The sequence below is a fragment of the Alcaligenes faecalis genome (genome assembly GCF_041521385.1).
Lineage (GTDB): Bacteria > Pseudomonadota > Gammaproteobacteria > Burkholderiales > Burkholderiaceae_B > Alcaligenes > Alcaligenes faecalis_E.
On record NZ_CP168006.1, the window covers coordinates 4,085,864 to 4,112,081 of the forward strand.

24 protein-coding genes are annotated in these 26,218 nt (G+C 51.9%); 15 read left to right on the forward strand and 9 right to left on the reverse strand.

The features are described 5' to 3' along the window. The first annotated feature begins 4 nt into the window (after positions 1 to 4). From ACDI13_RS17875 to ACDI13_RS17920, 10 genes are all read left to right on the forward strand, one after another. Positions 5 to 1,579, forward strand: a complete 1,575-nt coding sequence (locus tag ACDI13_RS17875) for a TIGR03752 family integrating conjugative element protein (protein ID WP_316988847.1) — start codon at positions 5 to 7, stop codon at positions 1,577 to 1,579. Further along, positions 1,566 to 2,075 (forward strand): TIGR03751 family conjugal transfer lipoprotein, encoded by a 510-nt coding sequence (locus ACDI13_RS17880; protein ID WP_316988848.1) that lies wholly within the window; start codon positions 1,566 to 1,568, stop codon positions 2,073 to 2,075. Before ACDI13_RS17875 ends, ACDI13_RS17880 begins: the two co-directional genes overlap by 14 nt. Next, on the forward strand, positions 2,065 to 4,986 hold the full coding sequence (locus tag ACDI13_RS17885) for a conjugative transfer ATPase (protein ID WP_316988849.1): 2,922 nt from the start codon (positions 2,065 to 2,067) through the stop codon (positions 4,984 to 4,986). Before ACDI13_RS17880 ends, ACDI13_RS17885 begins: the two co-directional genes overlap by 11 nt. After that, positions 4,983 to 5,462, forward strand: a complete 480-nt coding sequence (locus tag ACDI13_RS17890) for a TIGR03757 family integrating conjugative element protein (RefSeq protein WP_316988850.1) — start codon at positions 4,983 to 4,985, stop codon at positions 5,460 to 5,462. The genes ACDI13_RS17885 and ACDI13_RS17890 overlap by 4 nt, the downstream gene beginning before the upstream one ends. A gap of 9 nt (positions 5,463 to 5,471) precedes the next feature. Continuing rightward, positions 5,472 to 6,818, forward strand: a complete 1,347-nt coding sequence (locus ACDI13_RS17895; RefSeq protein WP_316988851.1) for a TraU family protein — start codon at positions 5,472 to 5,474, stop codon at positions 6,816 to 6,818. A gap of 17 nt (positions 6,819 to 6,835) precedes the next feature. Further along, entirely contained in the window at positions 6,836 to 8,227 is a 1,392-nt protein-coding gene (locus ACDI13_RS17900) for an integrating conjugative element protein (protein ID WP_316988852.1), read from the forward strand. Further along, the gene (locus ACDI13_RS17905) at positions 8,224 to 8,625 is read left to right on the forward strand and encodes a hypothetical protein (RefSeq protein WP_316988853.1); all 402 of its coding nucleotides are present in this window, start codon (positions 8,224 to 8,226) and stop codon (positions 8,623 to 8,625) included. The genes ACDI13_RS17900 and ACDI13_RS17905 overlap by 4 nt, the downstream gene beginning before the upstream one ends. Before the next feature lie 15 nt (positions 8,626 to 8,640). After that, entirely contained in the window at positions 8,641 to 10,269 is a 1,629-nt protein-coding gene (locus ACDI13_RS17910) for a conjugal transfer protein TraG N-terminal domain-containing protein (protein WP_372372549.1), read from the forward strand. Positions 10,270 to 10,587: 318 nt separating this feature from the next. Further along, positions 10,588 to 11,919 (forward strand): DNA (cytosine-5-)-methyltransferase, encoded by a 1,332-nt coding sequence (locus tag ACDI13_RS17915; RefSeq protein WP_316988361.1) that lies wholly within the window; start codon positions 10,588 to 10,590, stop codon positions 11,917 to 11,919. Next, positions 11,916 to 13,580 carry a hypothetical protein gene (locus ACDI13_RS17920; RefSeq protein WP_316988362.1) on the forward strand — a complete coding sequence of 555 codons (1,665 nt, stop codon included), beginning with the start codon at positions 11,916 to 11,918 and terminating at the stop codon, positions 13,578 to 13,580. Before ACDI13_RS17915 ends, ACDI13_RS17920 begins: the two co-directional genes overlap by 4 nt. A 346-nt stretch (positions 13,581 to 13,926) precedes the next feature. Here the strand turns inward: ACDI13_RS17920 and ACDI13_RS17925 are convergent, their stop codons facing one another. The 3 genes from ACDI13_RS17925 to ACDI13_RS17935 all read right to left on the reverse strand — a co-directional run bounded on the left by ACDI13_RS17925 (position 13,927) and on the right by ACDI13_RS17935 (position 15,001). Further along, the gene (locus tag ACDI13_RS17925; protein WP_316988363.1) at positions 13,927 to 14,253 is read right to left on the reverse strand and encodes a type II toxin-antitoxin system PemK/MazF family toxin; all 327 of its coding nucleotides are present in this window, start codon (positions 14,251 to 14,253) and stop codon (positions 13,927 to 13,929) included. After that, positions 14,250 to 14,402: an antitoxin MazE-like protein gene (locus ACDI13_RS17930; RefSeq protein WP_009454060.1), complete on the reverse strand. Its 153-nt coding sequence runs from the start codon at positions 14,400 to 14,402 to the stop codon at positions 14,250 to 14,252. Before ACDI13_RS17930 ends, ACDI13_RS17925 begins: the two co-directional genes overlap by 4 nt. Before the next feature lie 227 nt (positions 14,403 to 14,629). Next, complete coding sequence (locus ACDI13_RS17935) at positions 14,630 to 15,001, reverse strand: hypothetical protein (protein WP_009454061.1); 372 nt, start codon at positions 14,999 to 15,001, stop codon at positions 14,630 to 14,632. A 153-nt stretch (positions 15,002 to 15,154) separates the two neighbouring features. On the opposite strand from ACDI13_RS17935, the gene ACDI13_RS17940 reads away from it, so the two are divergent. From ACDI13_RS17940 to ACDI13_RS17960, 5 genes are all read left to right on the forward strand, one after another. After that, positions 15,155 to 15,961, forward strand: coding sequence for a SprT-like domain-containing protein (locus tag ACDI13_RS17940; RefSeq protein WP_316988365.1), 807 nt, complete (start codon positions 15,155 to 15,157; stop codon positions 15,959 to 15,961). Between the two features lie 71 nt (positions 15,962 to 16,032). Next, entirely contained in the window at positions 16,033 to 16,542 is a 510-nt protein-coding gene (locus ACDI13_RS17945; protein WP_372372553.1) for a PH domain-containing protein, read from the forward strand. A gap of 21 nt (positions 16,543 to 16,563) precedes the next feature. Continuing rightward, complete coding sequence (locus ACDI13_RS17950; protein WP_316988367.1) at positions 16,564 to 17,307, forward strand: DsbC family protein; 744 nt, start codon at positions 16,564 to 16,566, stop codon at positions 17,305 to 17,307. Positions 17,308 to 17,329: 22 nt separating this feature from the next. After that, positions 17,330 to 17,929, forward strand: coding sequence for a hypothetical protein (locus ACDI13_RS17955; RefSeq protein ID WP_316988368.1), 600 nt, complete (start codon positions 17,330 to 17,332; stop codon positions 17,927 to 17,929). Positions 17,930 to 17,935: 6 nt separating this feature from the next. Further along, positions 17,936 to 18,844 (forward strand): hypothetical protein, encoded by a 909-nt coding sequence (locus ACDI13_RS17960; RefSeq protein WP_316988369.1) that lies wholly within the window; start codon positions 17,936 to 17,938, stop codon positions 18,842 to 18,844. Between the two features lie 390 nt (positions 18,845 to 19,234). On the opposite strand, the gene ACDI13_RS17965 is transcribed toward ACDI13_RS17960, so the two are convergent. The 6 genes from ACDI13_RS17965 to ACDI13_RS17990 all read right to left on the reverse strand — a co-directional run bounded on the left by ACDI13_RS17965 (position 19,235) and on the right by ACDI13_RS17990 (position 26,184). Continuing rightward, positions 19,235 to 19,363 (reverse strand): helix-turn-helix domain-containing protein, encoded by a 129-nt coding sequence (locus ACDI13_RS17965; RefSeq protein WP_316988370.1) that lies wholly within the window; start codon positions 19,361 to 19,363, stop codon positions 19,235 to 19,237. A 200-nt stretch (positions 19,364 to 19,563) separates the two neighbouring features. Further along, entirely contained in the window at positions 19,564 to 20,040 is a 477-nt protein-coding gene (locus ACDI13_RS17970) for a hypothetical protein (protein ID WP_372372556.1), read from the reverse strand. 707 nt (positions 20,041 to 20,747) lie between these two features. Beyond that, the gene (locus ACDI13_RS17975) at positions 20,748 to 22,559 is read right to left on the reverse strand and encodes an ATP-dependent helicase (protein ID WP_316988372.1); all 1,812 of its coding nucleotides are present in this window, start codon (positions 22,557 to 22,559) and stop codon (positions 20,748 to 20,750) included. Beyond that, entirely contained in the window at positions 22,525 to 24,255 is a 1,731-nt protein-coding gene (locus ACDI13_RS17980; RefSeq protein ID WP_372372558.1) for an ATP-dependent endonuclease, read from the reverse strand. The genes ACDI13_RS17975 and ACDI13_RS17980 overlap by 35 nt, the downstream gene beginning before the upstream one ends. Positions 24,256 to 24,552: 297 nt before the next feature. Next, positions 24,553 to 25,464, reverse strand: a complete 912-nt coding sequence (locus tag ACDI13_RS17985) for a DUF5677 domain-containing protein (protein ID WP_316988374.1) — start codon at positions 25,462 to 25,464, stop codon at positions 24,553 to 24,555. A gap of 420 nt (positions 25,465 to 25,884) precedes the next feature. Beyond that, a complete protein-coding gene (locus tag ACDI13_RS17990) occupies positions 25,885 to 26,184 on the reverse strand; it encodes a hypothetical protein (protein WP_316988375.1) in 300 nt (99 codons plus the stop codon). Between the last annotated feature and the right edge of the window lie 34 nt (positions 26,185 to 26,218).

Sequence of the window (26,218 nt, forward strand, 5' to 3'; positions counted from 1 at the left end):
CAGCATGAGCAGCACGTCCAGCAACAAACTGATCCCCATCCTCGGTGGTGTCGCCGTCTTAATAGTCAGCGTGGTGATATACAGGCAATTTACGGGTTCAGGAGAATCTAGCAACTCGGTATTGACCTCCATTCCTACGCCTGAAAGTGCCACACTGCCTACCGCGCAAGGAGCGGACAACGACAACGCCGCCGAAACCCTACGCACCGTCACCGCCAGCAATGAACAGTTGCGGCGTGATGTGGCACGCGTGATCGAGATGAACAATCAACTCATCGCTGAGAATAAGCGCGTGGGTGGTGCTAATGCCACGGTCTCGCGTCGCATCGAACAAGAGCAACGCGACACGCTCAATCTTGACGGCCCCCGTACGGACTCGATCGACCCAACCGGCGACGAGACGGGCGCCAAAAACGCAGTCAACCTCACCTTGAAGCGTGGCTCCGAAGCAGTCGATACTTTTTCACGCGCCTTTCAACTGTCACCAGCCCGCTCTGAGACCGAAGCAGCCAATCGAGCTGCTCAGACGCGGACGACTCCCCTGGTCCCACGACAATCATTTTCCCTAGGAACAGAATCGCCCACTCCGACTGTTACCTCATCAGGGCCATACCGTGTTTTACCTCCCATGGGGTATAGCGCGGTAACGCAGTCCGAGCAGGGCCGCAATGGCAATGACGGACCAGCCATTACGCGCTATGTCCGCACCAGTGGCAATCAGGCCTATGCCAATAGCTCCATGGGCCCTGTGTCCAGGCTCACCGCCACACAAACACGGTCAGCACCACAATCCGCCAAGCCTGAACCGATTCCGTACTTTACTGTTCCCGAGAACTCGACACTGGTCGGCGCAGTATCGATGACCAGTCTCATCGGACGTGTGCCCATTGATGGCCGTGTCACTGACCCGATGCAGTTTAAAGCGATTGTCGGCCGCGACAACCTGGCAGCCAATGGCTTTGAATTACCAGCAGACATTGAGGGGATGATCGTCACCGGTGTGGCAATCGGCGATATGGCGCTGTCGTGCTCAGAAGGAAAAGTGCGCTCGGTCACCTTTGTCTTTAATGATGGCACGGTTCGCACCATCTCTGAGCGCTCCAAAGGCGGGGGGAATGCCAACGTCAATGGTAGCGGCACCACCCAGGACCTGGGCTACATCTCAGACGTACATGGGAACCCCTGCATTCCTGGCAAATTCGTCACCAATGCACCGGCCTATCTGGCCGATCTGGCTGCGCTCAAGGGCTTGGATGTCGCTGCGCAAGCGTTCTCCGATGCTCAGCGCACCGTCTCGAACAACCTGGGCACAGGAAATACCACCTCTCAAATCACCGGCTCGCGTAGCAGCTACGCCATGGGACAAGCCGCCTCTGGCGCAACCAATGAAGTCGTCGCCTGGATGACCTCCCGCCTCAAGAATAGTTTTGACGCCGTTGTAACCCCGGCTGGCAAGCAGATGGTCATTCACCTGGATAAAGAACTGCAGATTGACAAGATGCCCAACGCCCGCAAGCTGGTGTACCGCCAGCAAGGGACGCAGCAGCTTTCTCGTGGAGCACATTATGGTCTGGAATAAAACTGCCCAACGCCTGGCGCTGGCTCTAATCACCACCGCCATGTTCAGCGGTTGCACCGTCATGATGGATCGCGAATCCCCACTTAATGAGGTCACTAAGGATTCGCCAACGGTGCTGGACGTCTACCGAGGTACTGACTATCGAAACGAAGCGACCCGTCAGTCACGCATCACCCCCCAGGAACGGATGCGTGAGCGCACTCAAGCCAGACCGATTAATCCAGGTGATGAGTTAACCCAGCGATATTGGTCAGCTGTTGATTCCATGAACCAGCGATTTGCTCGGCTGCCAAATCCTGACCTGGTAATGGTGGTGTTTCCGCATCTGGCCAAGGGCCAGTATCCGGTTCCAGGCTACGTGACCGTCTTCCCGATGTACGACCAGACACAGTATGCGCTACCTGGTGAAGTCACCCAGGACTTACTGCAATGGAGACGTGACTACTTTTCTGCGAAACCAAGCCCCAACAAGAAGGGAGCCGCAGATGATCGCTAATGTGGCCAGCCTATTCGGACTCAAGCGTCAAAGCGCAACACAGCCAAGTGGTAAGCGTTCACCACAGAGCACGATTCAGGCCCTCTCTCCAGGGCAGACCGTGGCAGATCGTCGACGCATGGCCCTGCGGCCACCGTCGTTTACCGACATGCTGCCCTATATCAGCTATGCCCCCGATGAGCGCATTTTTGTGTTGCGTGATGGCAATACCCTCGGGGCAATGTTTGAGCTCTCTCCCATTGCGACCGAGGCCATGCCTATCGAAATCCTGAATGAACACGCCCAGAAGATTCAGGAGGCCTTGCAAGCCATGCCATCGGTCAACGGCGCACCGTGGATTGCTCAGTTTTTTGTCAACGATGACCGTAACCTAGATCATCTTAATGACACTTTCACCGACTATATCCTGGAGCAACACAAGGACGATGGCCTGGGCCAGGAGATCCTGAACTCGCCGTTTACCCAGGCGGTATTGGATGAGGTGCGCTCGCATCTGTCGAATGTCTCGCAACCCAATGGCCTGTTCACCGATACGCTTGTCACCGGTCAAGTCTGGCGCGGGCAGATCCGCCGTGTCCGTTGTTGCCTGTATCGTCGATTTGGCGGTGCAGCCGATGATCCACAAACGCCGGTGCAGCAAATCGAGTCGGTGGCCAACACCATCATGGCCACGTTTTCCGAAGCCGGTGTAGCCGTTCGCCGCTGCACCGGCAAAGACCTGTATGAGTGGCTACTGCCGTTTTTTAACCGTGATCTGCCTTGGGCGCCAGGCACGCAAATGATGCGTGAATTACCCTATCCCGGCGACACCCCGTTGACCGATGACGAGGATACGCCCATTTTTGGATGGGACTTGTCAGAGCTATTGAGCATCAATGAGCCCCGTTCGAACCTGGAACAGGGATTGTTTGAATTTGATGGCGTACCCGTCAAGGCGTTGACCCTGCAAAATATGCGCAAGCAGCCTGAGATTGGTCATTTCACGGCGGAGCTGGCCAACGGTAAAGAGCGATTTGCACGATTTGACCGTCTGCCTCCCGGCTCGATGCTCTCGGTCTCCATCACGATTGCGCCGCAGCACATCGTAGAGTCACAAATTGAGCGGATCCGGGATGCCTCACGCGCCAAGACCGCCCAGGCCATCGAGACCTACCGGGAATGCTCCAATGTTTTGAGTGAAATAGTTCGGGGCAACCACCTGTTTCCAATGATGGTGACCCTGTACGCGACTGCCACCAGCACAGATGAACTCGATAGCAACATCAACACGATTAATGCGCTGTTGATCCCATCAGGCCTGAAGTTCATCAGCAATCAGCATGACCTGGTCCCGCTGGACACATTCATGCGGGCGCTGCCGTTTAACTATGACCCTGCCTTCGATAACCAGGTACTTCGTCGATCCCGTCTGACCTTCGCCTCCCATATTGCGCGTCTCTTACCGCTGTATGGCCGTGCCCGTGGCACACCCCACCCTGGTATGTGGTTCTGGAATCGCGGCGGGGAACCCTTGTTTGTGGATCCGCTCAACAAACGCGATCGTAAAAAGAACGCCCATATGTTGGTGCTGGGACCGACCGGAGCCGGTAAATCGGCCACCTTGAACTACATCGCCATGATGACGATGGCCATTCATCGGCCACGGCTGGTGATTGTCGATGCCGGGAACTCCTTCGGCCTTTTGGTGGATTTTTTTAAAGACAGAGGGCTATCGACCTACAAAGTTGAACTGAACAGTAGTGCAAAAGTGTCCTTGCCACCGTTCGTTCATGCGTACCAACTACTAGATGATAGTGAAGTGATGGAGAGCTTTGTGGCGGCCGAGCAGCAGGCACGAAGCAACGCAGGCCTGCCCGATGACGAGCTGCTCAATGCCCTGCTTGGCCAAGATGATGAGCCGTCGACTGCCGACGTGTCTTTTCATGAAACGTTCCAGGCCAGGGAAGAGGACGAAGAGCAGGACGACGAGCTGGATAAAAGAGACTTGCTGGGCGAGATGCTGATTGCCGCGATCCTGATGATCACAGGAGGTGAAGCGGACGAAGTCGCACAAATGAGTCGAGCCGACCGCTACCTGGTATCACGCGCCATCATTATGGCCGCGATCAGTTGCAAGGAACGGGGAGCCAAGCACCCGTTGACGCAAGATGTGGCCCTGCAGCTCATGCACATGAATAAAGACCAGACCATGTCACCGGCGCGGCGGGCCCGCGCCGAAGAAATGGGCCAGTCCATGATGACATTCACTCAGGCACTGCGAGGCAAATTATTCAATCGCGAGGGCCAGGACTGGCCGGATGCAGATGTCACTCTAGTTGAGATGGGTACGCTCACTCAAGACGGCTATGAAGACGCCTTGGCAGTTGCATACACAAGCCTCATCGACTCAGTACAGTCCCGTGCCGAGCTGAACCAACACTCTGGTCGCCCGATGGTGTTCCTTACGGACGAGGGCCACTTGATCACAACCAATGAGCTGCTTGGCCCCAAGATAGCCAAGGGCACCAAAATGTGGCGCAAATTCAATACCTGGTTCTGGCTTGCCACACAAAACCTGAAAGACTTCCCCGACTCCATGGAGCGCGTGCTCTCGATGTGTGAGTACTGGATGCTGCTGACCATGGACAAAGCGGAGATTGAAGAAGTGGTGCGGTTCCGGTCGCTCACCAACGAGCAGCGAGCGATGATGGAATCCGCCCAAAAGGAGCCCCCGAAATACACGGAAGGGGTGCTGATTTCTGCGACCGGCCAGATGCTCTTTCGCAACGTCCCTCCTGCTCTTCCCATTGCGCTGGCCATGACCGAGGGTCATGAGAAAGCACACCGCCGTCGCCTGATGGATAAACATGGAATCAACGAAATGGGTGCGGCTCAAATGGTGGCACAAGAACTGGCCCGGAGTCGCTCATGATTAAAGCCCGCTCATTTTTCACCGCTGCTTCTCAGCTCACAACTCGCATGGCGTTGCTTTCTGCGCTATGTACCGTGGCCACACCATCGTCCGCGCAACAGCCTGGCCAAGATTTGTATGCAGGAGTCTTATCTGTAGAGGTATTTGTCAACACCGCCATGCCAGTCATATCAACCGATTGGCCCCCCTACATCCAGACTGTCTACCGTTTGGATGCGCTGAGTAATCTCGAAGCTCAAATGAACGTCGGAATGCCACAAGACGAAAATGAAGCCCGACAGTGGGTGGCGGCCAATGAGACCCGCTTGCGACAAATGATCCAGCCCATGGTCGCCAGTGCCGTTAACGGCCTGGCACGCGCACAGCACTATCAGATTGACCGCATACCAGCCGTCGTCATCAACCAACGATATGTGGTTTTTGGCTATGTCGACGTTGACCAGGCGCTTATGGCCTGGCGTGACAGCCAGCATTAAGGAGCACTCATGTCGATCACTACTTTGCGCTTCAGGCACATGCTGGCGGTCAGTTTGCTGGTGCTGGCCACCGCGCTGCGACCTGTAGAAGCCACAGCAGCAACCACCACGGCGGGCGTCGTCACCAACACGGTCGCCGCACTACCCAGTTGCACGTCCTATCAAGTCAAAGGCATCTGTGTCTGGTTGGTCTGCGTCCCGCTCATTGGCTGCTTCATCCGGACGTCGGTTCGGGTTGCCCATTACGTGCCTGATGTCGTGATCAGCACCTACAACGACCCTCTGGCTCATCCTTGGGCCGAGGTGGGTAAGCCATTGGCAACAACTATTTCCTCAGTGGGATCGGCTGTAGTCGGCGCCCCGATCGACGCCTCAGCAGGAACACAGCGCGAGGGCACCGAGGTGACGACCTATAAAAGTGCGGACGCCATCGGCAACCCGGCAGGCTTGATTGCCAGCATCGCCAGCGGCTACATCCCCAGCTTTGGCAGCTCATTCCAGTTTCCGGGCTATAGCGAATTGCTGGCTTTCACTCGCACAGAGCTGCCTCGTATCGCGCAGTCCTGGCGGCAAGTCCCCCAACAGCTGGGCAACGAGTTTATTGAAGCAACCCGTGCCATGGCCAATGCACCAGCAGACATCATTTCCTCCATTTCTGCCTTCCCAGCCAAACTGGGCCAGTTAAGTTCGTCGATTGGCAATTTAGGCAATGTCTTTGGGGGAAGCGTCAGCACCCAAGCCATTGGCTTGTCCGGCGTCGATATGGTGGGTGCCGATCTTGGGCCAATCAGAGACATGGTGCAGATCGCCCAGAGCCTGGGAGCCTCAGGGGGGCTATCGAGCATGTTCTGCCCTGGTTCAGCGTCGGTGTTCAATCTGCATTTTCAGTCGGACATGGATGCCATGAGCTGGCGCGGGTTCTGGCCGCTGGAGATGCTTTACCCCCAATCATGGGTGCCTGGTACAGGGGAAGTAAGCACCTCGCCCCTTTCCACTACCTGGGGGCCTATATACCCACGTAACGGCGAACTGGTGCAGTCACACCCAGTCAAGGCCTCCGCCGTGCTGGCCACGCGTGTCGGAAGCATCATCTCGCAATCGGCACAGCCTCACATTTACAAGCGTCTACAACCAGGTAGGGGCTACAAGTACTTCCCCACCTCCAAGCCCACCACCTGGCAAATGATTTATCCGAGTGCCCAACGCTCCTGCATGACCTTTGGGGCCGATGACTCACTGAGCCTGGCCAGCTTTGGTGATTACAAGACCGATGGTGCCGACGGCTACATGTGGAACATGTGGAACCACTATGACTGCTGCCGTATCCGTGGTGAGTTTTTATACAGCATCCCTTAAGTGAAGGACGAATACTTATGCAACAACCACGACGCCCCTTCTCACCGCGCTTAAAACCAGCCGCCATGATGCTGGCTCTTGCGTTGACCGCCATGAGCGTGATGCCCGACGCCTACGCGCAACCCATACGCGGCTCTTCACTGTATTACCGAATGGGAGGTGGGTCGCCTGGCGGTTCTGCCAATTATCGCGGTCAGGTCGCACACAACCTAGGTTTTGGTGCAAATGCGCGGCTGAACTATTCATGTGGCAAGTTTGATATAGGCCTATCTTGGGCCAACATCATGAACAACCTCAACAACCTGGGCCAGACGGTGACTGGGGCGATTCAATCTGGTATCGCTGCCCTCCCCTTATACGTCTTGCAACGCGCACAGCCAGGCCTGTATCAGATTTTCCAAAACTACTCGCAAAAAGTGGATCTCCTGCTTGGGGCCAGCCTTAAATCCTGCGAAGAGATGGAGGCCATGGTCAAAGCGGGCCAGAATCCCTATGAAGATTGGATCAAGATGGCCAAAGGAGAAGGCTGGAAGATCAAGGCCTCTGCGCAAGGCGATATTTACCAGGCGAAAATCGACATTGAGAAAAATGAAGAGGCGAACAAAGCTGGAGTGCCATGGGTCTTTGGCCAAAATGCCGGGGGTGTAGGAGGACGACCCATTGAGCCGGTGCGAGATCTCTCTGTGGCAGGCTACAACGCTACCCTCAACAAACCAATCACCGCATCAGAGACCACGGACTACAGTAACTCACCTGCCGAGAAAAACTCTCGCCTGGTTCGTGCGTTTAAATCGCCGGCAGAACTTGCCCAATGGACAACCGAAGTCTTGGGGGATCAGAAGGTCTATACCTGCGGCCAGCATCACTGCCCCGCCCCAACTACGGTCGTGACCTCCAGCGGCCTGGGGCCCAAATATGAAGCCGAAGTCGATTTCGTCCAGCCTAAGCTAGAGGCAATGGCCAACCCATCGAACTCGGCCACGTATGCCGATCTCGCAGAAATCTCAGCTCCTGGCTTTGCCGTATCTCCCCAGTTGCTTGACTCATTACGGGCGATGCCGCCTGACACCCGCAGCATCGCTGTGAACCGCATTGCTCAGGAAATGGCGATGCACCGGGTGATCAATAAGGCATTGGTGGCGCGTAGCGTGTTGATGACAGGTCTGACCTTACCGGAGGTTACGGCCGCAGGAGATGCCATCCAAAACACCCAGGCTTCGGTCGATCGCTTAAGTGGTTACATTGACGACTTGATGTATGAGGCTCGGATCCGCAAGGATCTGACGTCCCAGACGGCATTGTCGATCATCAACACCCAGTCCGCCATTGACACACAATCACTGAACGTACCGGGTGGCAACCCTGTTGATCCTGCCCCAGCAGTGGGTGGACGGGTGCCTGGACTATGACACAAGCCTCTCTCACCAAAAAACGCAGCTGGCTGTGGCGAGCACTGATATGGCTCGCCATCGGTTTGGCCGGATTTCTCCTGCTCATTGGGCTGCTCGGCGCACTAGCGCAGTCTTTTATCGGACAGGAACATAAACTCCTGACCCTGCTTGAGGGAACGACGTCAGTGCGAGATATCGGTGCTATCGCTCAATGTATGGCAGCACTACTCATAATCGGGCGCTGGCCATCCGTCGTTCGCTGGCTTCAAGCCAGACATATTGTTCAAGAATTCGAATATGACGCCGTGCTGGCTAGCCGCCGCAAGGTGGCCGCATTTATCACACTGTACTTAATCTTGATCCCGATTGGCCTCGACCGTATATGGCGCTTGGCAACAGCGCTCATGACGGCTTAGGTGGGGGAATAAGCCATGCAACTAGACAGTTACCTCGAACTCTTTACCACTTTCTACGGGTGGGCTTTTGCCAATATTTTTGGCGAGATCGTGACCGGCACCGGCTTGGTCGTCATCCCTTTTCTGGTGGTAATTCTCAATGCCTGGCGCGAAGCTGGCCAGCGGGGAATGCAAGACATCGGCGTTATGGGGGTTATCAAAAGCGTACAAACGCAGCTCATCGTCATGTTATTTGTGATGTCGGTCTGCTTTTTCACTTCGCCCATCACAAGCCTAACGTATGCGCGCTTGTCGTACGTGCCTCCTCCTTCGATTGATAACCCTAACCCTGTAGAGGCAACGCCTGGAGCCAGTGGCAGCACCTACGATACGGCACTACGCGATGCTATTGATGGAAGCATGAGCCAGGCCAGCGGGCTGAGTAACGTGCCCCTATGGTGGTATTCCATCATGTCCATCAGCTCTGGGATAAACAATGCCTTTCGCAATGGCATGAATAATTCTGGATCTGATATGCGGGTTCTGGAGGATATGGCCAAGAATGCCACAATCGAAGACCCCGCCTTGCTCGGTGATGTGCAACGCTTCTATAGCGAATGCTTTATCCCGGCACGCAGTCAGTATCTGCGCAGCGATCGCAGCAGAATCAGTGCATCAGGTGCCTCGATCTTGGCAGAATCTAATACCGACTATGGGCCAACTGATGTGGATTGGATGGGCAGCCAGTTTTTCAGAACTGAGCCTGGGTATTACGCCTCCATGCGCAGCCGTGCTCCAGTAACTGGTTTTGCGATCGATTACTCCCGCGATACTGAGTACTACGACCCATCGAGCAACGTGGACCCACAAGTTACTGGTGCCGTAAACCCAGAGTTTGGACGTCCAACCTGCAAGCAATGGTGGGAGGATCAGCTACGAGAAAAGCTGATCGATGGCAGCCCAGGTGTTCGAGCGTTCGCATCCAGAGCGGCGAACGTTCTCACCTTTACGTCGTTCGACAAACAAAAGGATGAAGTGGCTCGTTTGGCGTCAACCGCAGCCAATCCAGTCTTTGTTGATTTCGACCAGATGATGGGCACCCCTTATGACGCTGCTACAGTCGCAGGACGAACGATAACGGGCGCTGGGAGCACGCTCGGTGTAGGAGGCGCAGCTTTCATGGCCAGCATGGCATGGATGCCATTGGTGACCTCGTTACCGATGATCCAGGCATTGGTTCTCATGGGTATCTACGCGTTTCTTCCCTTGGCCACCTTGGTCAGCGGCTTCAGTCTTCGGGTGTTGTTCTTAGGAGCCATGGCCATTCTTACCATCAAAATGTGGGCATCGATGTGGTACATCGCCACCTGGATCGACGGTCACCTAATCAACGCCATGTACCCTGGCGCTCTGGGCAATATATTTGTTCAAGAAGCCATGATGATCGGCAAAGGAGCGATTCCAGCAGGCTATAAACGAATGGTTCTAAATACGATATTGCTGTCACTGTATGTCGGATTACCGATCATTTGGTCTTCGATGATGGCGTGGGCCGGGCTAAAAGTGGCGGGTGGTATCGATAAAATGGTAAGCGAGGGAGGAAACGGAGCAGCCAACTCGGGACGAATTCCATTGTTAGGGAAAATGTTTGGAGGGAAGAAATAAAAACTCAATACTTTCTGAGACTAAGTAGACACAAATCACCTCTAGTTCTAGGAAATCCATACAATTCCTAGAACTTTCTTTACTTGGGTAAGTCCAGGCCTGACCTGCCCAAACTACCGGAACTGTAAAGTAGGAAACGCCCCGGCTTAGACGCTTAGCTCGCTGTTGAGCGCCCGTTCACCCGCCAATACTCCCTAGCCTTATTTTGTATGGTCATCCAGCGCACAGCAAGTCTCTGTACCTCAAAGCGGCGTTAGGCTGCTACCTTCGTTCCTACACAGCTACAATTGGGCATTTACAACAAAGGAAGTCCTTAAGATGCTCCGGACTGTAAGTCTGTTCAGTGGGTGTGGGGGCCTCGACTACGCCTTCCAGTCCAAAGGGTTCGACCTCGTGTTTGCGGCTGACAACGATCCCAAGGCGATCGAGGTCTATCGGCGCAACGTAGATGAGCGAGCCTACGTTTACGATGTGGTATCGGCTGAATTCCATGAGGCTATCGAAAAGATCGGTCAATGCGACGTTGTACTGGGAGGGTTTCCCTGTCAAGGCTTCTCCAAGGCTGGCCCAAAACGAGCAGATGACGAACGCAATGCTCTCTATCAGGAGATGAAGCGAGCAGTCGCGGCACTTAAACCGACAATCTTTATTGCCGAGAATGTCGATGGGCTGCACCAAAATTTTGGCGGGCATTATCTGAAATCAATTATTAACGACTTTGCCGACCTGGGTTATTCCGTTGAATTCAAAATTCTCGACGCTGCAGCTTTCGGTGTGCCTCAGCACCGTAGAAGAATAATCTTTGTCGGAACCAAGTTCGAGTCTCACCACTCCTTTCATTGGCCTCAGCCAACACACGCGGCTAAATCCCGTAACGGAGAATTCTCAATCGTAAATGACGCACTGTCATTATGGGATACTGAAAATACGGCGAGTGTGCTTGCACCACCAGTCACTATGCATGACGCAATTAGCGACCTTGTTACGCTAGGCGGTGTTTCCGACCATGCCGTTATCAAAAAATGGCCAGAAAAGTATGAACACGTGTTCCGAGCCATTGGACCAGGTCAAAAACTTTGCAATGTACGACACGCTGCAACTGCTGTTTATACGTGGAACATACCTGAGGCTTTCGGTTACGTAACGGTACGCCAAAAAAAAATCTTAGAGACTATTGGCTTAAACCGTAGGCACAAGCAATACGGCGACATACCGAACGGAAACCCTTTGTCTTTAGAAGTTATACAGGAATTGTCCGGCTTATCAGAAATTAACTGTGACGAAATAGATGATTTATTGACCAAAAACTATATCAAGGAAGTAGCTGGAAAATATGATCTGAAGGGTGCTATGTTCAATTCCGGCCTCTTTAAGCGTCCGGATTGGAATGAACCGTCCCCCACAGTTCTTACTATATTTGATAACCCGCGCTATTTTCTTCATCCTTCCGAAAATAGACCCTTAAGCTTACGCGAATGTGCCCGACTGCAAAGCTTCCCTGATAGTTTTATTTTCTCACAAGGCGATGAGGCGTCTTTAAAAGCGGGCTACAGATTGGTCGGCAACGCGGTGCCCCCATTGCTTGGACAACATCTCGCGATATCTGTTAAAAACTATGTCGAACAATCTAAAGGAAAGGTCACTCAGTGAAACTAAATGAACAACAAAAATCAGTTCCAGAATGGCTTGGTGAGTTTGACGTATGGGTAACACCATCGCTAACTGATTTAAAAGATACTAGAAAATTTAAGGATGTATTAAGTAGCGTTGTAGACGTTTTCGATACCCTCGGCCCAATTGTGGCTGACTTTAAAGATCCGTCGGTAGTTTCCACTGCGGGAATAGCCGAGGCTTATACAGCGTTAGTATGCTCACGGATAGAGCAGCGCTCAGAAAGTGCGTCTAAAAGCACTCCGGAGGGCATCGCACTCACAGCGCTTCAGGCTTTTGCATCAGCACTTTTCATCGTAACAGGCAAATCAGACAACAATCACAAATGTCAGTTTCCACTCTACCTAAAGAACCAGTTGGGTTGGACATCTCTGCCCACTCGTAAAAAAACACGTGGGAAGGTTGAGATTGTTGAGCAAGCTATACCGAGGGTGCTGAAGTCGGACGTATATATGGCACGCGTTGCGGCGTTGCTCGTCGAATTTGAAGACGGCGGTATGACTCCTGATGTCAATCCATGCCGCCAAATCGCCACTCAATTATTGAATCAATTCGTAGAGTTTGTTCTGGCTGGCGATCATGCTCGGGAGCAATTTACTGTCCTTACTCAAAGCTATTGGCAATTAAAGCAAAGTGGTAAAGCAGCCAGCGCTTTACTCGCACCTCTCGTTGCATTTCAAGTGAGAGGTTCGGTGTCTGCATCAGGAGGCCATGAACCAGAAGATCGGCTGAGGCGTTATATGCTGGACTGGGGCCTTAGGTCCGATGTTGATTTCAACAGAACTGATGTCGTGCTTGACGTCGAAGCTGGGAGACTTGAAGAGACTGACCTTCCTCCAGACGCTGCTGATGCAGAGGAATCTGCAAACCAAGACAAAAAAACCCGCGCATTTGATTTCGTCTTACCATTTCGGGTCGACGGCTGGAGTCCGCGCCTATTTGTTCAATCTCAATTTTACGCAGGTGACTCGGGCAGTGTTTCCCACAAGAATGTTGACCAAACAGATACATCTCGTTTGAACGCCGAGGCTGTTATGGCTAGATCTTGGTCCAATTCGCCCGGTCCATTATTTTTAGAGTATGTTGATGGAGCAGGCTATTCATCTGCACTTGCGGGGGATTTGAGGAAAATACTTTCGAAGTCTACTACAGACGATTTTTTCCAAATTCGAAGTGCTGCTATTCGCTTACGCCGTAAGCTACAGCAGATTGGTTTCCTGACGCCTCTCGAGATTGCACACGCCATTATCCGTACACAGGGCCAGAAAGATGGCGTTATAAATCTTCTGTCTAAAGAGGGCTACACCCCCGTCGAGATCTCTAGAGCAATCACAGTCTCCATACAGACAGGTTTAGTCAAAACTGTTGACCAAGAGACTATCGCAGTTAATGTGGAGGGCGAAGATACAGTTCGCAGATATCTTTTGCTCGATTTAATCGCGAATTCGGGAAAGACTTTTGATTCTGCAGTCGGGTTGCAAGGAGTTGTACTTGTGCCAGGCTTTGGACCATATTTTGGTGCGGAACTGGAAATGCTTGGTGTGCTTATAGAAACTGATATACCTGGAGTTTGGCGCACATCGACATTCACCGCTGATCTGAAATGGTTGTGCTCGGTAGGTTTCGTTATCCTACGATAACTCTTTATTCAAATACGTGGGCCTGTCAGCGATTTCGTATTACGCTATAAAAATAGAATTTTTGACAGCCCCACCCCTGGCCCTTTAAATTAGTACCCGCTAAGCCAAATTATTCACGATCTCCCCAGTAGAACTCCCAACTAGGATCCATCCGATCCAATGGATCGGGGACTTCTGGTGCGGCCATGTTGTTCCGATTTTCCCTGCTACTTGAATTCATCAACAACAGGAAGAAATCAACTGCGAGCATCATTCCTATCCATGCCACTCGGCCAAGAAAAATACTTCCATGTCGAGCTAGTTTCAGAGCATATTTCATATACCTCAGCCCTCATCACACTCTGTATTACTTAGCGATTCCCAAGAAAACAGCAAGGCACCGTTCAATTTCTACCAGTGTATCAGCACTAACAGATCCAAAGGCTTGGCCAATCTTATCCCGTTTAACAGTCAACGCCTTATCAATCATGATTTGCGAAGGTTTTTGTAGACCATTTTCTAGGTCTGGCTGAATGCTAATGCGCAATAAGGGCGCATTCACAATTGTGCTGGTTACTGGGAGCACTGTGACCGAGGAATGGGCAGCGAACAAATCCGCTTGGATCACTAATGCAGGCCGAGGCTTTCCAAAATCCCCTTGCATTGCAACAGTAACTAGATCCCCACGTCTCATTCTGTCCAACCATCCAGGTCAGCCAGAGCCTCATCCATAAAATGTTCTGTATCCACATCGGTCTTGTCTGCCTTGGCTACCCGCTGCGCCTGGCGGCGGCATTCCGCCGCAAAATCGGGCCGACGTGTATCAGGCACCCAAAGCTGCACTGGGCGCAATCCTGCTTGCCGGAGGGAATCCCGGTGCTTCTGAACTCTCGCGTTTACATTTGCCATCTTGACCTCCATAACTATGCACTTATAGTACGGCCATTACCCGTTACATGCAACATGCTTCGACAGTTGTATGCAACGCAAAGACAAGGCCCCTTGAGTTCGTGATCGATAGCCCAGCGTCCCCCGCTCAAGCCGAAACAGCCATCAATTACATCACCCCATCAACGGAGCTTGCTTCGTGCCTGCTGGTTCCGCTCTTGCATCACCTGCATTACTTCCTCATGGGTGTACAACCTGGCATTGGGATCACTGACTTCACCCAGAGCTTCTTCAACCTCGCGGGCCATCCGCTCGTATTCCTCCGGCCATAGCACCTGCTCCATGCACAGCGACGCCTGCCCCAGCAAGTGCAGCAGGCCGAACAACCGCATGTCGTTGGTCGCGACGATATGATCCCGAATCCGTACCTGTATTGCTACGCTGGCTTGGTGTGCCGCAGGCGTGGCCGTCCCTTCGTAGTCGGTTGGGAATTCCGTTTCCTCAGCAATCCGTGCCCAAATGCTGGCCAGGGCCTCAATGTTGGATGTACTCATTTCATTCCATATAGACTTTAAAAAAACTGCAATTTCAGGAGCACGAGATCTCACGCGGTGACTAGTTTAACTGTCTCCAATCTCAAATTCGGCCAATGCTTTGACGCCAAATGTAGTGTATTGTGCAATACAAATTCATGCTTTAAGACCACCATGAACATGAAAACGGCGCCGACCCATCAAACATATACCGAGCTGCAACAAGCCTACGATCATTTTAATACCGCCCTATTCGACGGTAGGTTGCCTAACTGTTTGATTACTTTGCAACGCGAGAAACGCTCAATGGGCTACTTCTCAAGCCAGCGATTTGTCGATGCTCAAGGCACCTATACAGACGAAATAGCGATGAACCCGGCCTACTTTGCCGTCATGCCCTTGATCGAAACCATGCAAACTTTGGTACATGAAATGTGCCATCTCTGGCAATTCCATTTCGGCAAGCCTGGGCGTGGCAGGTATCACAATGAAGAGTGGGCCTCGAAGATGGAAGCGATTGGACTGATGCCCTCTTCGACTGGCCAACCTGGTGGCGCTCGCACTGGCCAACTCATGGCTGATTATGCGATTGAGGATGGCAAATTTGTGAAAGCATGCGCCGATCTGCTCACCCAGTCATTTTGTCTGACCTGGTACGATCGCTTTTCACATGCCGACGCACCTCGTAGCGCCGCTGAGCGCTTGGACAGCTCAGTAGGAGGTGGAGCCCCTCCATACATCGCGCTTCCAGCACTCACTCAAGCCTTGGCCTCCAGTGCCTCCTCAACGAGCAACGCCGCCCATGGCGACGAGAGTGTGCCGATAAAACCCACCGGCAATTCAAACCGTTGGAAGTACGTCTGCCCATGCGGCACAAGCGTCTGGGGTAAACCAAAGTTGAAGATTATCTGCGGATCCTGTGAAAGCACATTCACATCGCCGGACGCCGCACGACTAAACGCCAACAACGAATCGGCCTAGAATTGATTTAAAGGCTTGTCAAGTCGAAACCCTTGGTTATGTGCCCAAGGGTTTGAACAGACACACACTTCATGCGGCCCTACAGTGGCCACATGGACCCATTCGACACCCCTCCCCCACTATCGCAGGCTGCTGCCAGCCACATTGCGCCTCCTGCATCCACGCGAGAGACAGAACTTATCTGGGTAGGCACAGAAGGCCAGCTCATCAATGCGGGCTGGTTCATTGTCGCTATCCTGTTCTGCTGGACAGTCATTCCTGTCCTGTGGGCGATCTACCGATACCTTAAGGTTGCCAATCATCGCTATGAACTGACGAACCAACGCCTACTGGAATACAGCGGGATCCTCGTCAAACGTGTCGAAACCCTGGAGTTATACCGGGTAAAAGACATCGCCGTTTCCGGCACCCTCTTTCAAGCCCTGTTTGGCCGTGGCCGTGTCGTTTTGCAAACCACTGACGCCTCGACGCCGACCGTGCACATCAGCGCGATCGCTAGCCCTCAGCACGTCTCCCAACTTATTCGTGACGCGGTCGAACAATGCCGTGTCGCCCGAGGCGTTCGCGCCTTTGATTACTGACAACCAGGATTCTTCCGAACCATGCTTACCTCAACCTACTCCCCTTCTTCTTTGCTGATTCGCCTGGCAGCCAGTTCAAGCCTTAGCCTGGGACTGGCCACAGCGTCCTGGGCTCAAGGCGTACCGTCTGACGTGCAAGCAGCTATTGAGGAACACACTCAAGGTTCTGTCCCCATCGATAGCATCTCAACCACGCCTATTGCCGGCATGTACCAGGTCGTCAGTGGCAACGAGATTTTCTATAGCGACTCAACCGGACGGTACGCATTTGTCGGGGGGGCCCTCATGGACATGAAAGACCGCCGTGACGTGACCGCACCAGCCCTTGAAAAGCTCAACGCGATCCCATGGGAATCACTACCGCTGAGTCAAGCCATTGTGCAGGTCCATGGCAACGGACAACGCAAGATGGCCGTCTTTGAGGATCCGCTCTGCCCCATCTGCCGCGTGTTCACAAAATTCGTCGATCAGCTTGAAAACGTAACGGTCTATCGATTTGTCTTTCCCGTTATTGACCCGCAATCAGCCCCCATCGCCCGCAAAGCCTGGTGTTCACCAGACCGAAACACTGCTTGGAGCATGGTCATGAATGGTCGAAATATTGATGGCCGTGAGGACTGCGACATTTCTGGTCTGGTGGAGATTTTAATGTTTGGAGAAGCAAACAATATCGCTAACACACCTACAGTTATATTGGGCAACGGAAAGCGGTTAGTTGGCGCAACACCTCCAGAGCAATTTATTGCAGAATTAGATGCTTCTTAAAAAAAAGCAAAAGGAATAGGAAATGAAAATAAGTACAGCGTCAGTCCTAGCAATTGCAATTACGTTAGCCAGTACAAATGCAACACTGGCCCAAACAAGCATGAACTATAAGGATGACACAAAAGATCATCTGCAATGGCGACCCATGGCTATAGCTTCATTTAATTACGGAAAAATAAATGTTCCTGATGTATCGCGTGCAGATATGAACCTAGCCAGAACCGTCTGGAATCAAGAAATCAACTCTGCCCCCCTGGACGATGACGGAACAAAACTGCCTTCTTTCATCTTAGTTAGCTCAGTTACGAATCAAGGTGTGCAGTACACATTTTCAATCTTTAGTTCAGCTGGGACACCAGGATGCATAGAGCCTGGTAATGGCAGTGGGATTGAAGACATGTACGAGACATGCCCATTGCGAGTGACAGAATTTCAAGGTTCTCAGTCGCGCACTCAAGAGTTTCAGAACTATTGTCATCTATATCCCTTCCCGCCTGACCACCCTGGTGATGTCAATCAAACAGAATTTGCATTTGACGAAAAAAATATGACCGCACATTTTCGAGTTATCCAGCACGGAAAACACGTACCGGCATGCGATCGGAAATTAGCATTACGGTAGAAAAACATGTTAAGGAACTTTAATCGCTTTAAAAAGCTAGCATGGTCTTTCCTTGGTCTTACTTTCACAGTCGTCACTATTGCTGCAACCCTTGTCACTGCTGAACAAGTTGCCCAAGCGATAAAAAATTCTCCACACGCCAGTCCGTGGCTAAAAGCTAATGCAGATGCCGTTGGGCGCTTGGCTATGTTCGAATCAGGTGGCGGACAACTAGATGTTTACAATGGCTCATGCTGCTCAGGCATTTTGCAAATGAATAAAACCAATATTCAAAAATATGCCAAGGTATCTCCCGAGGAGTTCAGAACATGGGGATTACAGGAGCAAGTAGACGCCTGGTCAAAACTGACCACTAAAGCCATGCAAGCACAAGCACCCAAGACACTTGCTGGGTTGGGAACGTTCGATGGCCGAGAAGTCGATGGGGATATGGTACTGGCGTGCGTGCAGCTCGGGATCGGAAATTGCCAGAAAATGATCAACTCAGGAAGTTGTAACGGCTTTGCGGATATCAATGGGACGACCATCTGCAAAATGGCTGACCGAATACGTAATGGCCCGCCTACGGGCAATAACGGCGATCCAGTTGATGACCTCATTCGACCCAACCCTGATCAAGGTGGCACCTACAGGCCACCCGTCGATCCGTGCATCCGTGAAGGTGAAGGCTGCCTGCCTTTAACCGAAAGCCTGGAGCAAGGATTTGCATCTGGATCTGGCGTCAGCATGGGTAACTTGCGACTCATCATTTTTGCGACATCCACTGCGTTTGTTATCCTTATCTTGATGTCGTTTATTACGGCGCTTTTTCGTAACTACTCAACGGGCTCAATCGAGAAGGTCGAACTTGTAAGTGGCGTACAAAAAACTATCATGATCGGAATGTCATTCATTGTTGTGATGTCGTTGTTCTAACTCAATAAACCAAGGTTAGCCAGGCCGTTGATGCCTGGCCAATATTCGCGTTAGAAAGGCCACCTCGCCGTTTAGCCGGTTGAGAGACAATCAAGAGGAACGCATGAGAAAAGAATTTAATTCCATCATCGAAATCAAAAAAGAAGTTTCTCGATTGCACTTGAACGACTCCAGACCTCGTCTTAGCCATACCGACCGTACCCCGCAAGGGGAAATGGAGACCCCGCATTTACGCAGCTCATTGGAGACACGAACTTGACCGAAAGCAGGTTGTTCCAAGGCTAAAAAGGCTACGGCCGCTTCCGTGGTCTCGTCCACGCGATTGCGTAAGTCCAGTTTTTTGCGGTTGGCGTCGAGTAAAGCTTCGACGTCAACACCCTGTAAGGCTGACTAATAGCGGTAAAACGTATCTCGGAATAAACCGATCACCCTGCAGGCGCGCGGCACATTGACCAGTTCGGTGGCGAGATCGAGCAGGCCTACCTTGTGTTTGATCACGTTCGGAGGAACGCTGTTCATGGGGCTGCTCCTTGACACTTTCACGCCGGTTGATAAAGACTCGCTTCTCTATCAAACCGGGTAACCTCTCCTTTGGCAAGGCCCGACTGTCAGATCAAATCGAAACTACTTCAAGTAATGCCCGTATTTGCGGCTGGTTTGGAGCACAGCGGCAAACTAGTCCGACAACATGGTTTGTTAGGCATTCTCCGTCTCGAACTTTACAGAAAGTGAATCCTGCTCTTGTCTATCCACGATTCCTCTTGGTACTCCTTTCCAGTTCTTTTTGCAAACTCATTTAGATAACGCGACCTAAAGCATAACCAAAACTCTTTCTCATTTTTCGCTTCCTTTCTGATACAAGAATAATATGGAGATATAGTGGACTTAATATCAAATTCAATTTTCGAATTACCATCTTGCTCCCTATACTCCATAAGCCTTAATATTTTTTTCTTTTCATTTGTCATGTTGCAAAAATAATCATCTACGTTCTCTACAATCTCTTGATCCCATGTTATTTTTGCTACCTCATAAATTACAGGATTAATCCCAGCCAGATAATTTTTACTTGATATTTGTGATATTACATTGATAAATTTATTTTCAAGCAACGCTTTTAATGACATGTCTGAAAAATCGAGTTTTATATCGTTTAGTGTCATCTCACGGAACTTTTCTTTTTCCTCCCAGTCCAAATGAGAAAAGATTTTTTGTATTTCTGTAAAACCCTTTCATTCTCTCTGGCTCTCCTTAGTTCATTGGTAGCTTTTTCTTCAAAGGCTTTTTTGGCAAGCTTCGCCACCTCAATTTTTTCATTTATAAAATCCCAGGATGATCAATCACAAGCAAACTTTTTAGTCAAACCTAAAAATTTCTAGATTAATGCTTGTTGTAGGTAGCCCAAAGATCAATGAAAGCTTCTGGCCGATGGTAGCCACAGCCACACGGCTGAAATCGACCCACTTCGGCCCGGGATGGGGATTCAACGCCAGCATCGAAGTGTATTGTGTCCGTCTGCTCGATTCGATTGGTCGGCGGCCCTGTCGAGACCTGGTGGCACACGGTTATCGGGTCGCCGTCAGAAAATTCGGGCTCTCGGGTTGACCTACAAGCCGCTCGTGAACATCGGTTATCCTCGAAAGCGCCAATCTCCGGTCGATCACTCATACTTACAGTTCAATTGTGAACTGATGCAGCTCTAGCAAATAGATTAGGCTCCTATTGTGGCGGGTGGCGAGAAACTAGTCGAGGTCGTGTGGTTGTTATGGAGCAGAGCCGCTCCACCTTTGTAAACGTTGTTGGATGTGAACGTGGTGCGATCCGCCCGATCGAAGGGATCGTGCGCACATATTCACAACTGGTTTAACCTAGGCAATGTCCAATCGTGTGCACATTAGTCGGCCTAAAGCTCGTTTAGAAAGCGCAACCGCCCAGAGTAATAGCGGCGACCGGTTCGTTTATTTTCATTCCAACCGGAGTAAAGCATGTAGATTTCGTCACGTGCGCGGGTAAGCCCAACGTAAAACAACCGTTGACTCTCTCTCAATGCATCACCCTGCACGTTGCTCCAATGGAAGGAACCTTCATCCAGACCAAGCATGATAACAACGTCGTATTCGCACCCTTTGGCCGAGTGTAGTGTCAATAGGTTCAACTGGTTGGACGATCCGTCGCGACCGCCGAGGCGGGCCATATCGAGGTCTTGTAATACGCCGCCCGGCCGTAGAGCTGTGCTCATGAATCCCACCTGGACAGCCTGATCCGCCAAGCTTGGTTCGGATACCATTACGTCATCAAGTAGTGTTGACCTCAGTGCGGCGACAAAATTTCCACCATCTCCGTTTTGTCGATGCGCCCAAAGAAACTCGGTTACCCGTCTTCGTTCGGCGCGCGCCTCTGCGTCTGATAGCCGCCGGTACCGGAACGCCAACCAACGCTCTAGAAGCCCACGTAACAAAGGCTTTCCCTCCATCCAACCACCAGCGCACCAGGCCGCACAATCCTCGATCCAGCTAGTAAGAGCGCATTTCCGATACGGCGCCGCGTTGTCGATCCGAATAAAATTCAGTCCCGCCTCGATGACGGCTTCGGCCACGAGATCGCCGATGTCTGCCGTCCGATACAGAATGGCGATGTCGCCGACTTGACGCCCCACCTTCGCCGCCAGTGCGGCGGGGATGACTTCCGTGACAGTGCGATGTGCCTGTTCGGCCAGACCTTCTGGGCACTCGACCATTTCAATGCGGGCCGCACGGTCCCGATCCCACGCCCGGTAACCTCGCGCTTCTCCCAGTGCGCGCTCCGACGCCCGAATAATCTCGTCAGCACATCGATAGTTCGTTTCCAAACGGACCAATTCCACGTCATCGCGATTGGCGAGTTCGTGTAATAGCCTGCCGTCGGCACCGTTGAAGCCGTACACCGATTGGTCGGCGTCGCCCACAGCAAAGAGGCGAACACCGCCATCGAACGCCAAACGCTTGACGATGCGATGCAAACCCAGACCGAGATCCTGATATTCATCCACTGCCAGCACGGGAAAACGCGCACGCACGAGTGGAAGTACCCAGTCATGCTGGGACACGAGTCGCTCGCCGTAGATGACGAGGTCATCAAAGTCAACCAAGCCCTCCCGGTGTAGTGCTTCCTCGTAGGCTTCAGCTAATGCGGCAAGCTCCTCTTGCTCACGCCATGCAGACGTCGCTCGATCAAGGTGGACGCGGCGGTGCTTGTCCATGTCCATTTGCTTATATGGATGGCCTACACCGAAGAGTCGAGTGCCCTGTCGAGAGTACAGTTGGCGGCAGTGTTCGACAGTAGCAACCTTAATTGGCGCCGGAAGGCCGAGATTAGCCAGATGGGCGTACGGCATCAACAAGTGGCGAAGGCAAAAACCGTGAATTGTACCAATGAATAGACGGGACGATTCCCGCAACCCGAGCTGCCCTAGGCGACGGGTCAACTCTCTTGCACATTCCTGGCTGTAGGTGATGCAGCTGACGCCGCGTGGCGCACGTACATCTTCCGCCAGAATGCGTGCTAGTTTGAGTACCAGGGTCTTGGTCTTGCCGCTCCCCGGTCCCGCGAGGACAACACAATGCCGTTCCGATTCGTAAGCGGCCCATTGTTGGTCATTGTCGCGCAGCTCCTCAGCCTGCAGGAGATAAGCGGTGCTTGAGCTACGCAACGGCATCGCGAATGTGCTCCAATGCATGCCGAATATATGCAGGGCAAGTGCCCGCCGTAGCAAAACCGGCAAGCGCTTGGGCAAAGCGTCCCTTTCCGATGCGCTCAATCAATTTCAACAATCTTTCGTTGTTGAGCGTTGCTGGATCATCCACCCAGCCGGCGAGAGCCTCACGGGTTTGCTCGCTTGTCGACAACTCGCTCTCGATAACATCCCGGATGCTACCGCCAAGGCCAGCTTGAAACAATTCGAGCTCAAGCGTGCTTTCGTTGACAAAGTACCCATACTCCTCGCCCAGATCCCAAGGTTCGTCTTCATCCAGCTCATCCCATTCATCCTCAGTGACAGCGAGTTCGAGTAGTTTAAGCAGTCGCTTGAGGGCCAAAGGGGGCCTATCGTTGATGGGATCTAAGTCGGTGAGTATCACATGCGGGATACTCAGGCCTGTCGGCCCCACCAGCTTGATGTAAGGCGCGAAATTGGTACCGCTAACGGAGCACACGGAGATGCCCAGGATGTCTAGGTGAATATCCAGTGCTTCCGCGAACGCCGGAATGAGGAAACGCTCTGCGTCCCCTTCGACAAAGATGATGCCGCGGGCGAAGAATAGTTCGCCTCGTGTGACGTCGATGTAACGTTGCAGGTCATCTTCATCGTCATCGCTCAGAGGTGCTGTCGCCGTAGAGGTCGCTGTCGTTGCACCGCTTGTGGGATCGTAGCGCAGCAGTACGACGGACCGGATCGGTGCGACGCTGGCGATGTGGGGCGAATGCGTTGTCAGGATGGTCGTCATGTTGGATGGCCTGTCATCGCCAGGTGATTCACCAAGAAAGTACCGGTACACCAAACGTTGAACGTGCGGGTGAAGATGTGCTTCGGGTTCTTCAATGGCAAAGAAGGTGTGATCGCGCTCTCCGTCGACGACGAGGCGATCGAGTTCCAGACTCTTCAGGGCGAGGAAAATCAGGTTGGCAGTGCCCAGGCTGGCATCACCGATGCCTCTAGCCCCGTTGTCGATGAGGATGCGCAGGCTGCGCAACAAAGCGTCGACGCGAGCAGGTGCAAGCCCCAGTTTGATGGGAACGGTGTGCTTGTTCCCGACGATGGCCAGCAGGCGTGCACCGATCCTTTCTGCGGTGATGACGACTTCGTCGCGGTCCGCTAGGTCTGTTTGCGCTTCGCTGACCATCTGTTGGATCTCTTCGCGCGCTTCCGGATCAAGGTCGGAGGTCAATTCCTCGATGAGCGGTCGAAGCGGCGACCGACGCCAACTGGAAAGGTCCTTCTCCGCGTCACGCAGGGCAGCCTGCACATCGAGCGGCAACTGTCGCCGTTGCATCGCGCCGATGGCGTTGTCTTCATCATCGCCACCAAAGATCACATATTCGTAGTCAGCCAAACTCTGGGGTGGCGTGCCGGCAAGGCTCGCTTTGGGTCGAAAGCGATAGTTGAGGCGAGCGACGGTCGGTGGACCAACGTCGACGAGGCAATCGGCCAAGCTTGCGACTAGGTTGGCGTCATTGTCGAAATCCGTTAGTTCTATTGCAATTTCTACGGTGGCGCCCAGTTTGTTATCTCCAAGGCCGTCCCAAAATTGCTCCAGTCCTAGTTGCCGATCCCGCTCGGACAGACCCGGGTCGAGCACTAACTGCAGTGCTTGGATGAAGTTGCTTTTGCCCGCCTTGTTCTCGCCCACGATCACAATGCTCTCGGTGGTTTCCACAGCTAGAGCCTCGAAATTAGCGAAATTTCTGATACTGATCCTCGAAATGTGCATGCTGTCCCCTTGACACGATCTGTATGGTCATCATGTTACCTCGGCGTAATTTGAAGCTCGCCGAAGACTGCATAGACTTCAGCGTGAAAACCCAGCTTCCTGCGGGCATTCGCCTAAGCAAGCACTCGGCTAAGGCTAAACGCTACTCGTATGTTCGTTACCACGGCGAAGCTGGCCTTCCAGTGTCTATATAAAAGTACAGGCCAACGGCCGGAGGTGGTCGATTGCGGCTGAACCGAACTGTTAGCGGTTTTCACGGATTCGAATTTTTTCACTAACTAGTTGAGGTCCATGTTTGGTAACCATAACTATGGAGTCAGCAACTACATTACTAATTTCAATTAATCGATCTGCCGTTATTTGGAATTTGGCTATATACATCGCCGTCGCCATAATGTGGTAATAGATGGCCATCAACAAAAAATAGAGAGAGAAATTATACTGCTCAACCCATTGTGCTTCTGCCATACTTTCAACATTTCCAATGGCGCGCAACATAATCTTATTTAACACATCTTCGGCATCGTTATGTGCTTGTGAACACAAGGCTGCGTATACCGTACGATAACCAACTTCGTCGTCTATTTCTTTGAATCGATCAAATGTGCTCGGCCAAGGCAGCTCAACCGTATCGAAGTTCACTCCTGCCAAGGCAAGAGACTCACGAAGCACATACTCATAATGATCTAATGCGGCGTATTTCCCTGCAATCCGCTGAAGGTGATGGCTTTTTAATTCCTGTGGATGTTTTGACCGCTGAACACTTTCTTTCCAGTTTTTGTTTTGTTTCCGCTCTATCTTCAAGTGATCCTTGAAATAGGCGATTTGCTTTTCCATGGAATCGCCTAAGCTTACGTAGTGCAGGTTTACGGCCCCCTCTATAGCTGTTCTACATAGCGCTTCGCTTGATGGAAATTGGCCTAGAAGAAAAGTACTGGCAACACCACAACAATACTCATAGTTTCTTCTGTACATATCGTTCATACAAGGCCATGATACATTTCCTGATAATTCATTTTCATGCTCAATGCAAGCTTGGTGAACTAATTCATCTGTTTTTTCTAGGCAATAAATTGCATTGTGTAAAGGCGCATTAAGCTCCATGTCTGATGATAGTGTTCTTTTGTCTATAAAATTAGCAACGAGATTGTCCACGACGATTGATTTACCTATAACTATTTATTTAAACAGGAACCTTGCTGTTTAACTCCAGGCGTTGCTGCATAAAACATCAGCGCAACTCTCATATAGAACGGCTTGCTGTTTGCATTTTCTTGAAATTCAGGTGCTTCCTAACCCTACTAGGTTTGATCAAAATGCGGCTAGCCGATTGATAAGAAAAAAGCAAGCACCAAGAGTGTTCGAATGGCTACTTTGCGCTCAATCGTTGGCCGACCGTTTCTGGCCGAACGCAGTCCTTCGCAGCATTCTCAAGTTGGGACAAAATATAGCAGGTATTGCCAAGTCAAATCTGCTCTACTATAAATGATTTCTAAATCCACCGCGCACTCCGAAAAGCTGGGTGATTAGCGGGTGTCCAGATTCAAATTCTCCGATCCGCCGCATTGTTTCCTTTCATGCATTCAATGCTGCTGAAACCGGCTCGAATAGCTCTTTCGCCTTCTGCTCACCATATTTAGCCACTCGCTCTTCGTATCCAAGCCCATCCTGTGGTTGAGCGGCTTGTAAGCTTTCGTATGCAGCCTGATCTGCTTCTATCAAAGACTCGTACTTAGCTAAGAGCTTCTCTCGCTCGTCCTTTTTGTAAAACTCATCAGCGAGCTTGAGTATGGCAAAAATCCTCAATGGCTTCTGGATCTCGGCTAGCGCCTTCATGAGTTCCTGCACCTGGTCCGCCTCTTTGTTAAACGACATTCAAATCTCTCCAGTTTTCAATAAACAAACAATT

Bases quoted from the DNA above. Each gene is read 5' to 3' on its own strand.
- ACDI13_RS17875 (WP_316988847.1), top strand. From the start codon at position 5: ATGAGCAGCACGTCCAGCAACAAACTGATCCCCATCCTCGGTGGTGTC.
- ACDI13_RS17880 (WP_316988848.1), top strand. From the start codon at position 1,566: ATGGTCTGGAATAAAACTGCCCAACGCCTGGCGCTGGCTCTAATCACC.
- ACDI13_RS17885 (WP_316988849.1), top strand. From the start codon at position 2,065: ATGATCGCTAATGTGGCCAGCCTATTCGGACTCAAGCGTCAAAGCGCA.
- ACDI13_RS17890 (WP_316988850.1), top strand. From the start codon at position 4,983: ATGATTAAAGCCCGCTCATTTTTCACCGCTGCTTCTCAGCTCACAACT.
- ACDI13_RS17895 (WP_316988851.1), top strand. From the start codon at position 5,472: ATGTCGATCACTACTTTGCGCTTCAGGCACATGCTGGCGGTCAGTTTG.
- ACDI13_RS17900 (WP_316988852.1), top strand. From the start codon at position 6,836: ATGCAACAACCACGACGCCCCTTCTCACCGCGCTTAAAACCAGCCGCC.
- ACDI13_RS17905 (WP_316988853.1), top strand. From the start codon at position 8,224: ATGACACAAGCCTCTCTCACCAAAAAACGCAGCTGGCTGTGGCGAGCA.
- ACDI13_RS17910 (WP_372372549.1), top strand. From the start codon at position 8,641: ATGCAACTAGACAGTTACCTCGAACTCTTTACCACTTTCTACGGGTGG.
- ACDI13_RS17915 (WP_316988361.1), top strand. From the start codon at position 10,588: ATGCTCCGGACTGTAAGTCTGTTCAGTGGGTGTGGGGGCCTCGACTAC.
- ACDI13_RS17925 (WP_316988363.1), bottom strand. From the start codon at position 14,253: ATGAGACGTGGGGATCTAGTTACTGTTGCAATGCAAGGGGATTTTGGA.
- ACDI13_RS17935 (WP_009454061.1), bottom strand. From the start codon at position 15,001: ATGAGTACATCCAACATTGAGGCCCTGGCCAGCATTTGGGCACGGATT.
- ACDI13_RS17940 (WP_316988365.1), top strand. From the start codon at position 15,155: ATGAACATGAAAACGGCGCCGACCCATCAAACATATACCGAGCTGCAA.
- ACDI13_RS17945 (WP_372372553.1), top strand. From the start codon at position 16,033: ATGCGGCCCTACAGTGGCCACATGGACCCATTCGACACCCCTCCCCCA.
- ACDI13_RS17950 (WP_316988367.1), top strand. From the start codon at position 16,564: ATGCTTACCTCAACCTACTCCCCTTCTTCTTTGCTGATTCGCCTGGCA.
- ACDI13_RS17955 (WP_316988368.1), top strand. From the start codon at position 17,330: ATGAAAATAAGTACAGCGTCAGTCCTAGCAATTGCAATTACGTTAGCC.
- ACDI13_RS17960 (WP_316988369.1), top strand. From the start codon at position 17,936: ATGTTAAGGAACTTTAATCGCTTTAAAAAGCTAGCATGGTCTTTCCTT.
- ACDI13_RS17965 (WP_316988370.1), bottom strand. From the start codon at position 19,363: ATGAACAGCGTTCCTCCGAACGTGATCAAACACAAGGTAGGCCTGCTC.
- ACDI13_RS17975 (WP_316988372.1), bottom strand. From the start codon at position 22,559: ATGCATTGGAGCACATTCGCGATGCCGTTGCGTAGCTCAAGCACCGCT.
- ACDI13_RS17990 (WP_316988375.1), bottom strand. From the start codon at position 26,184: ATGTCGTTTAACAAAGAGGCGGACCAGGTGCAGGAACTCATGAAGGCG.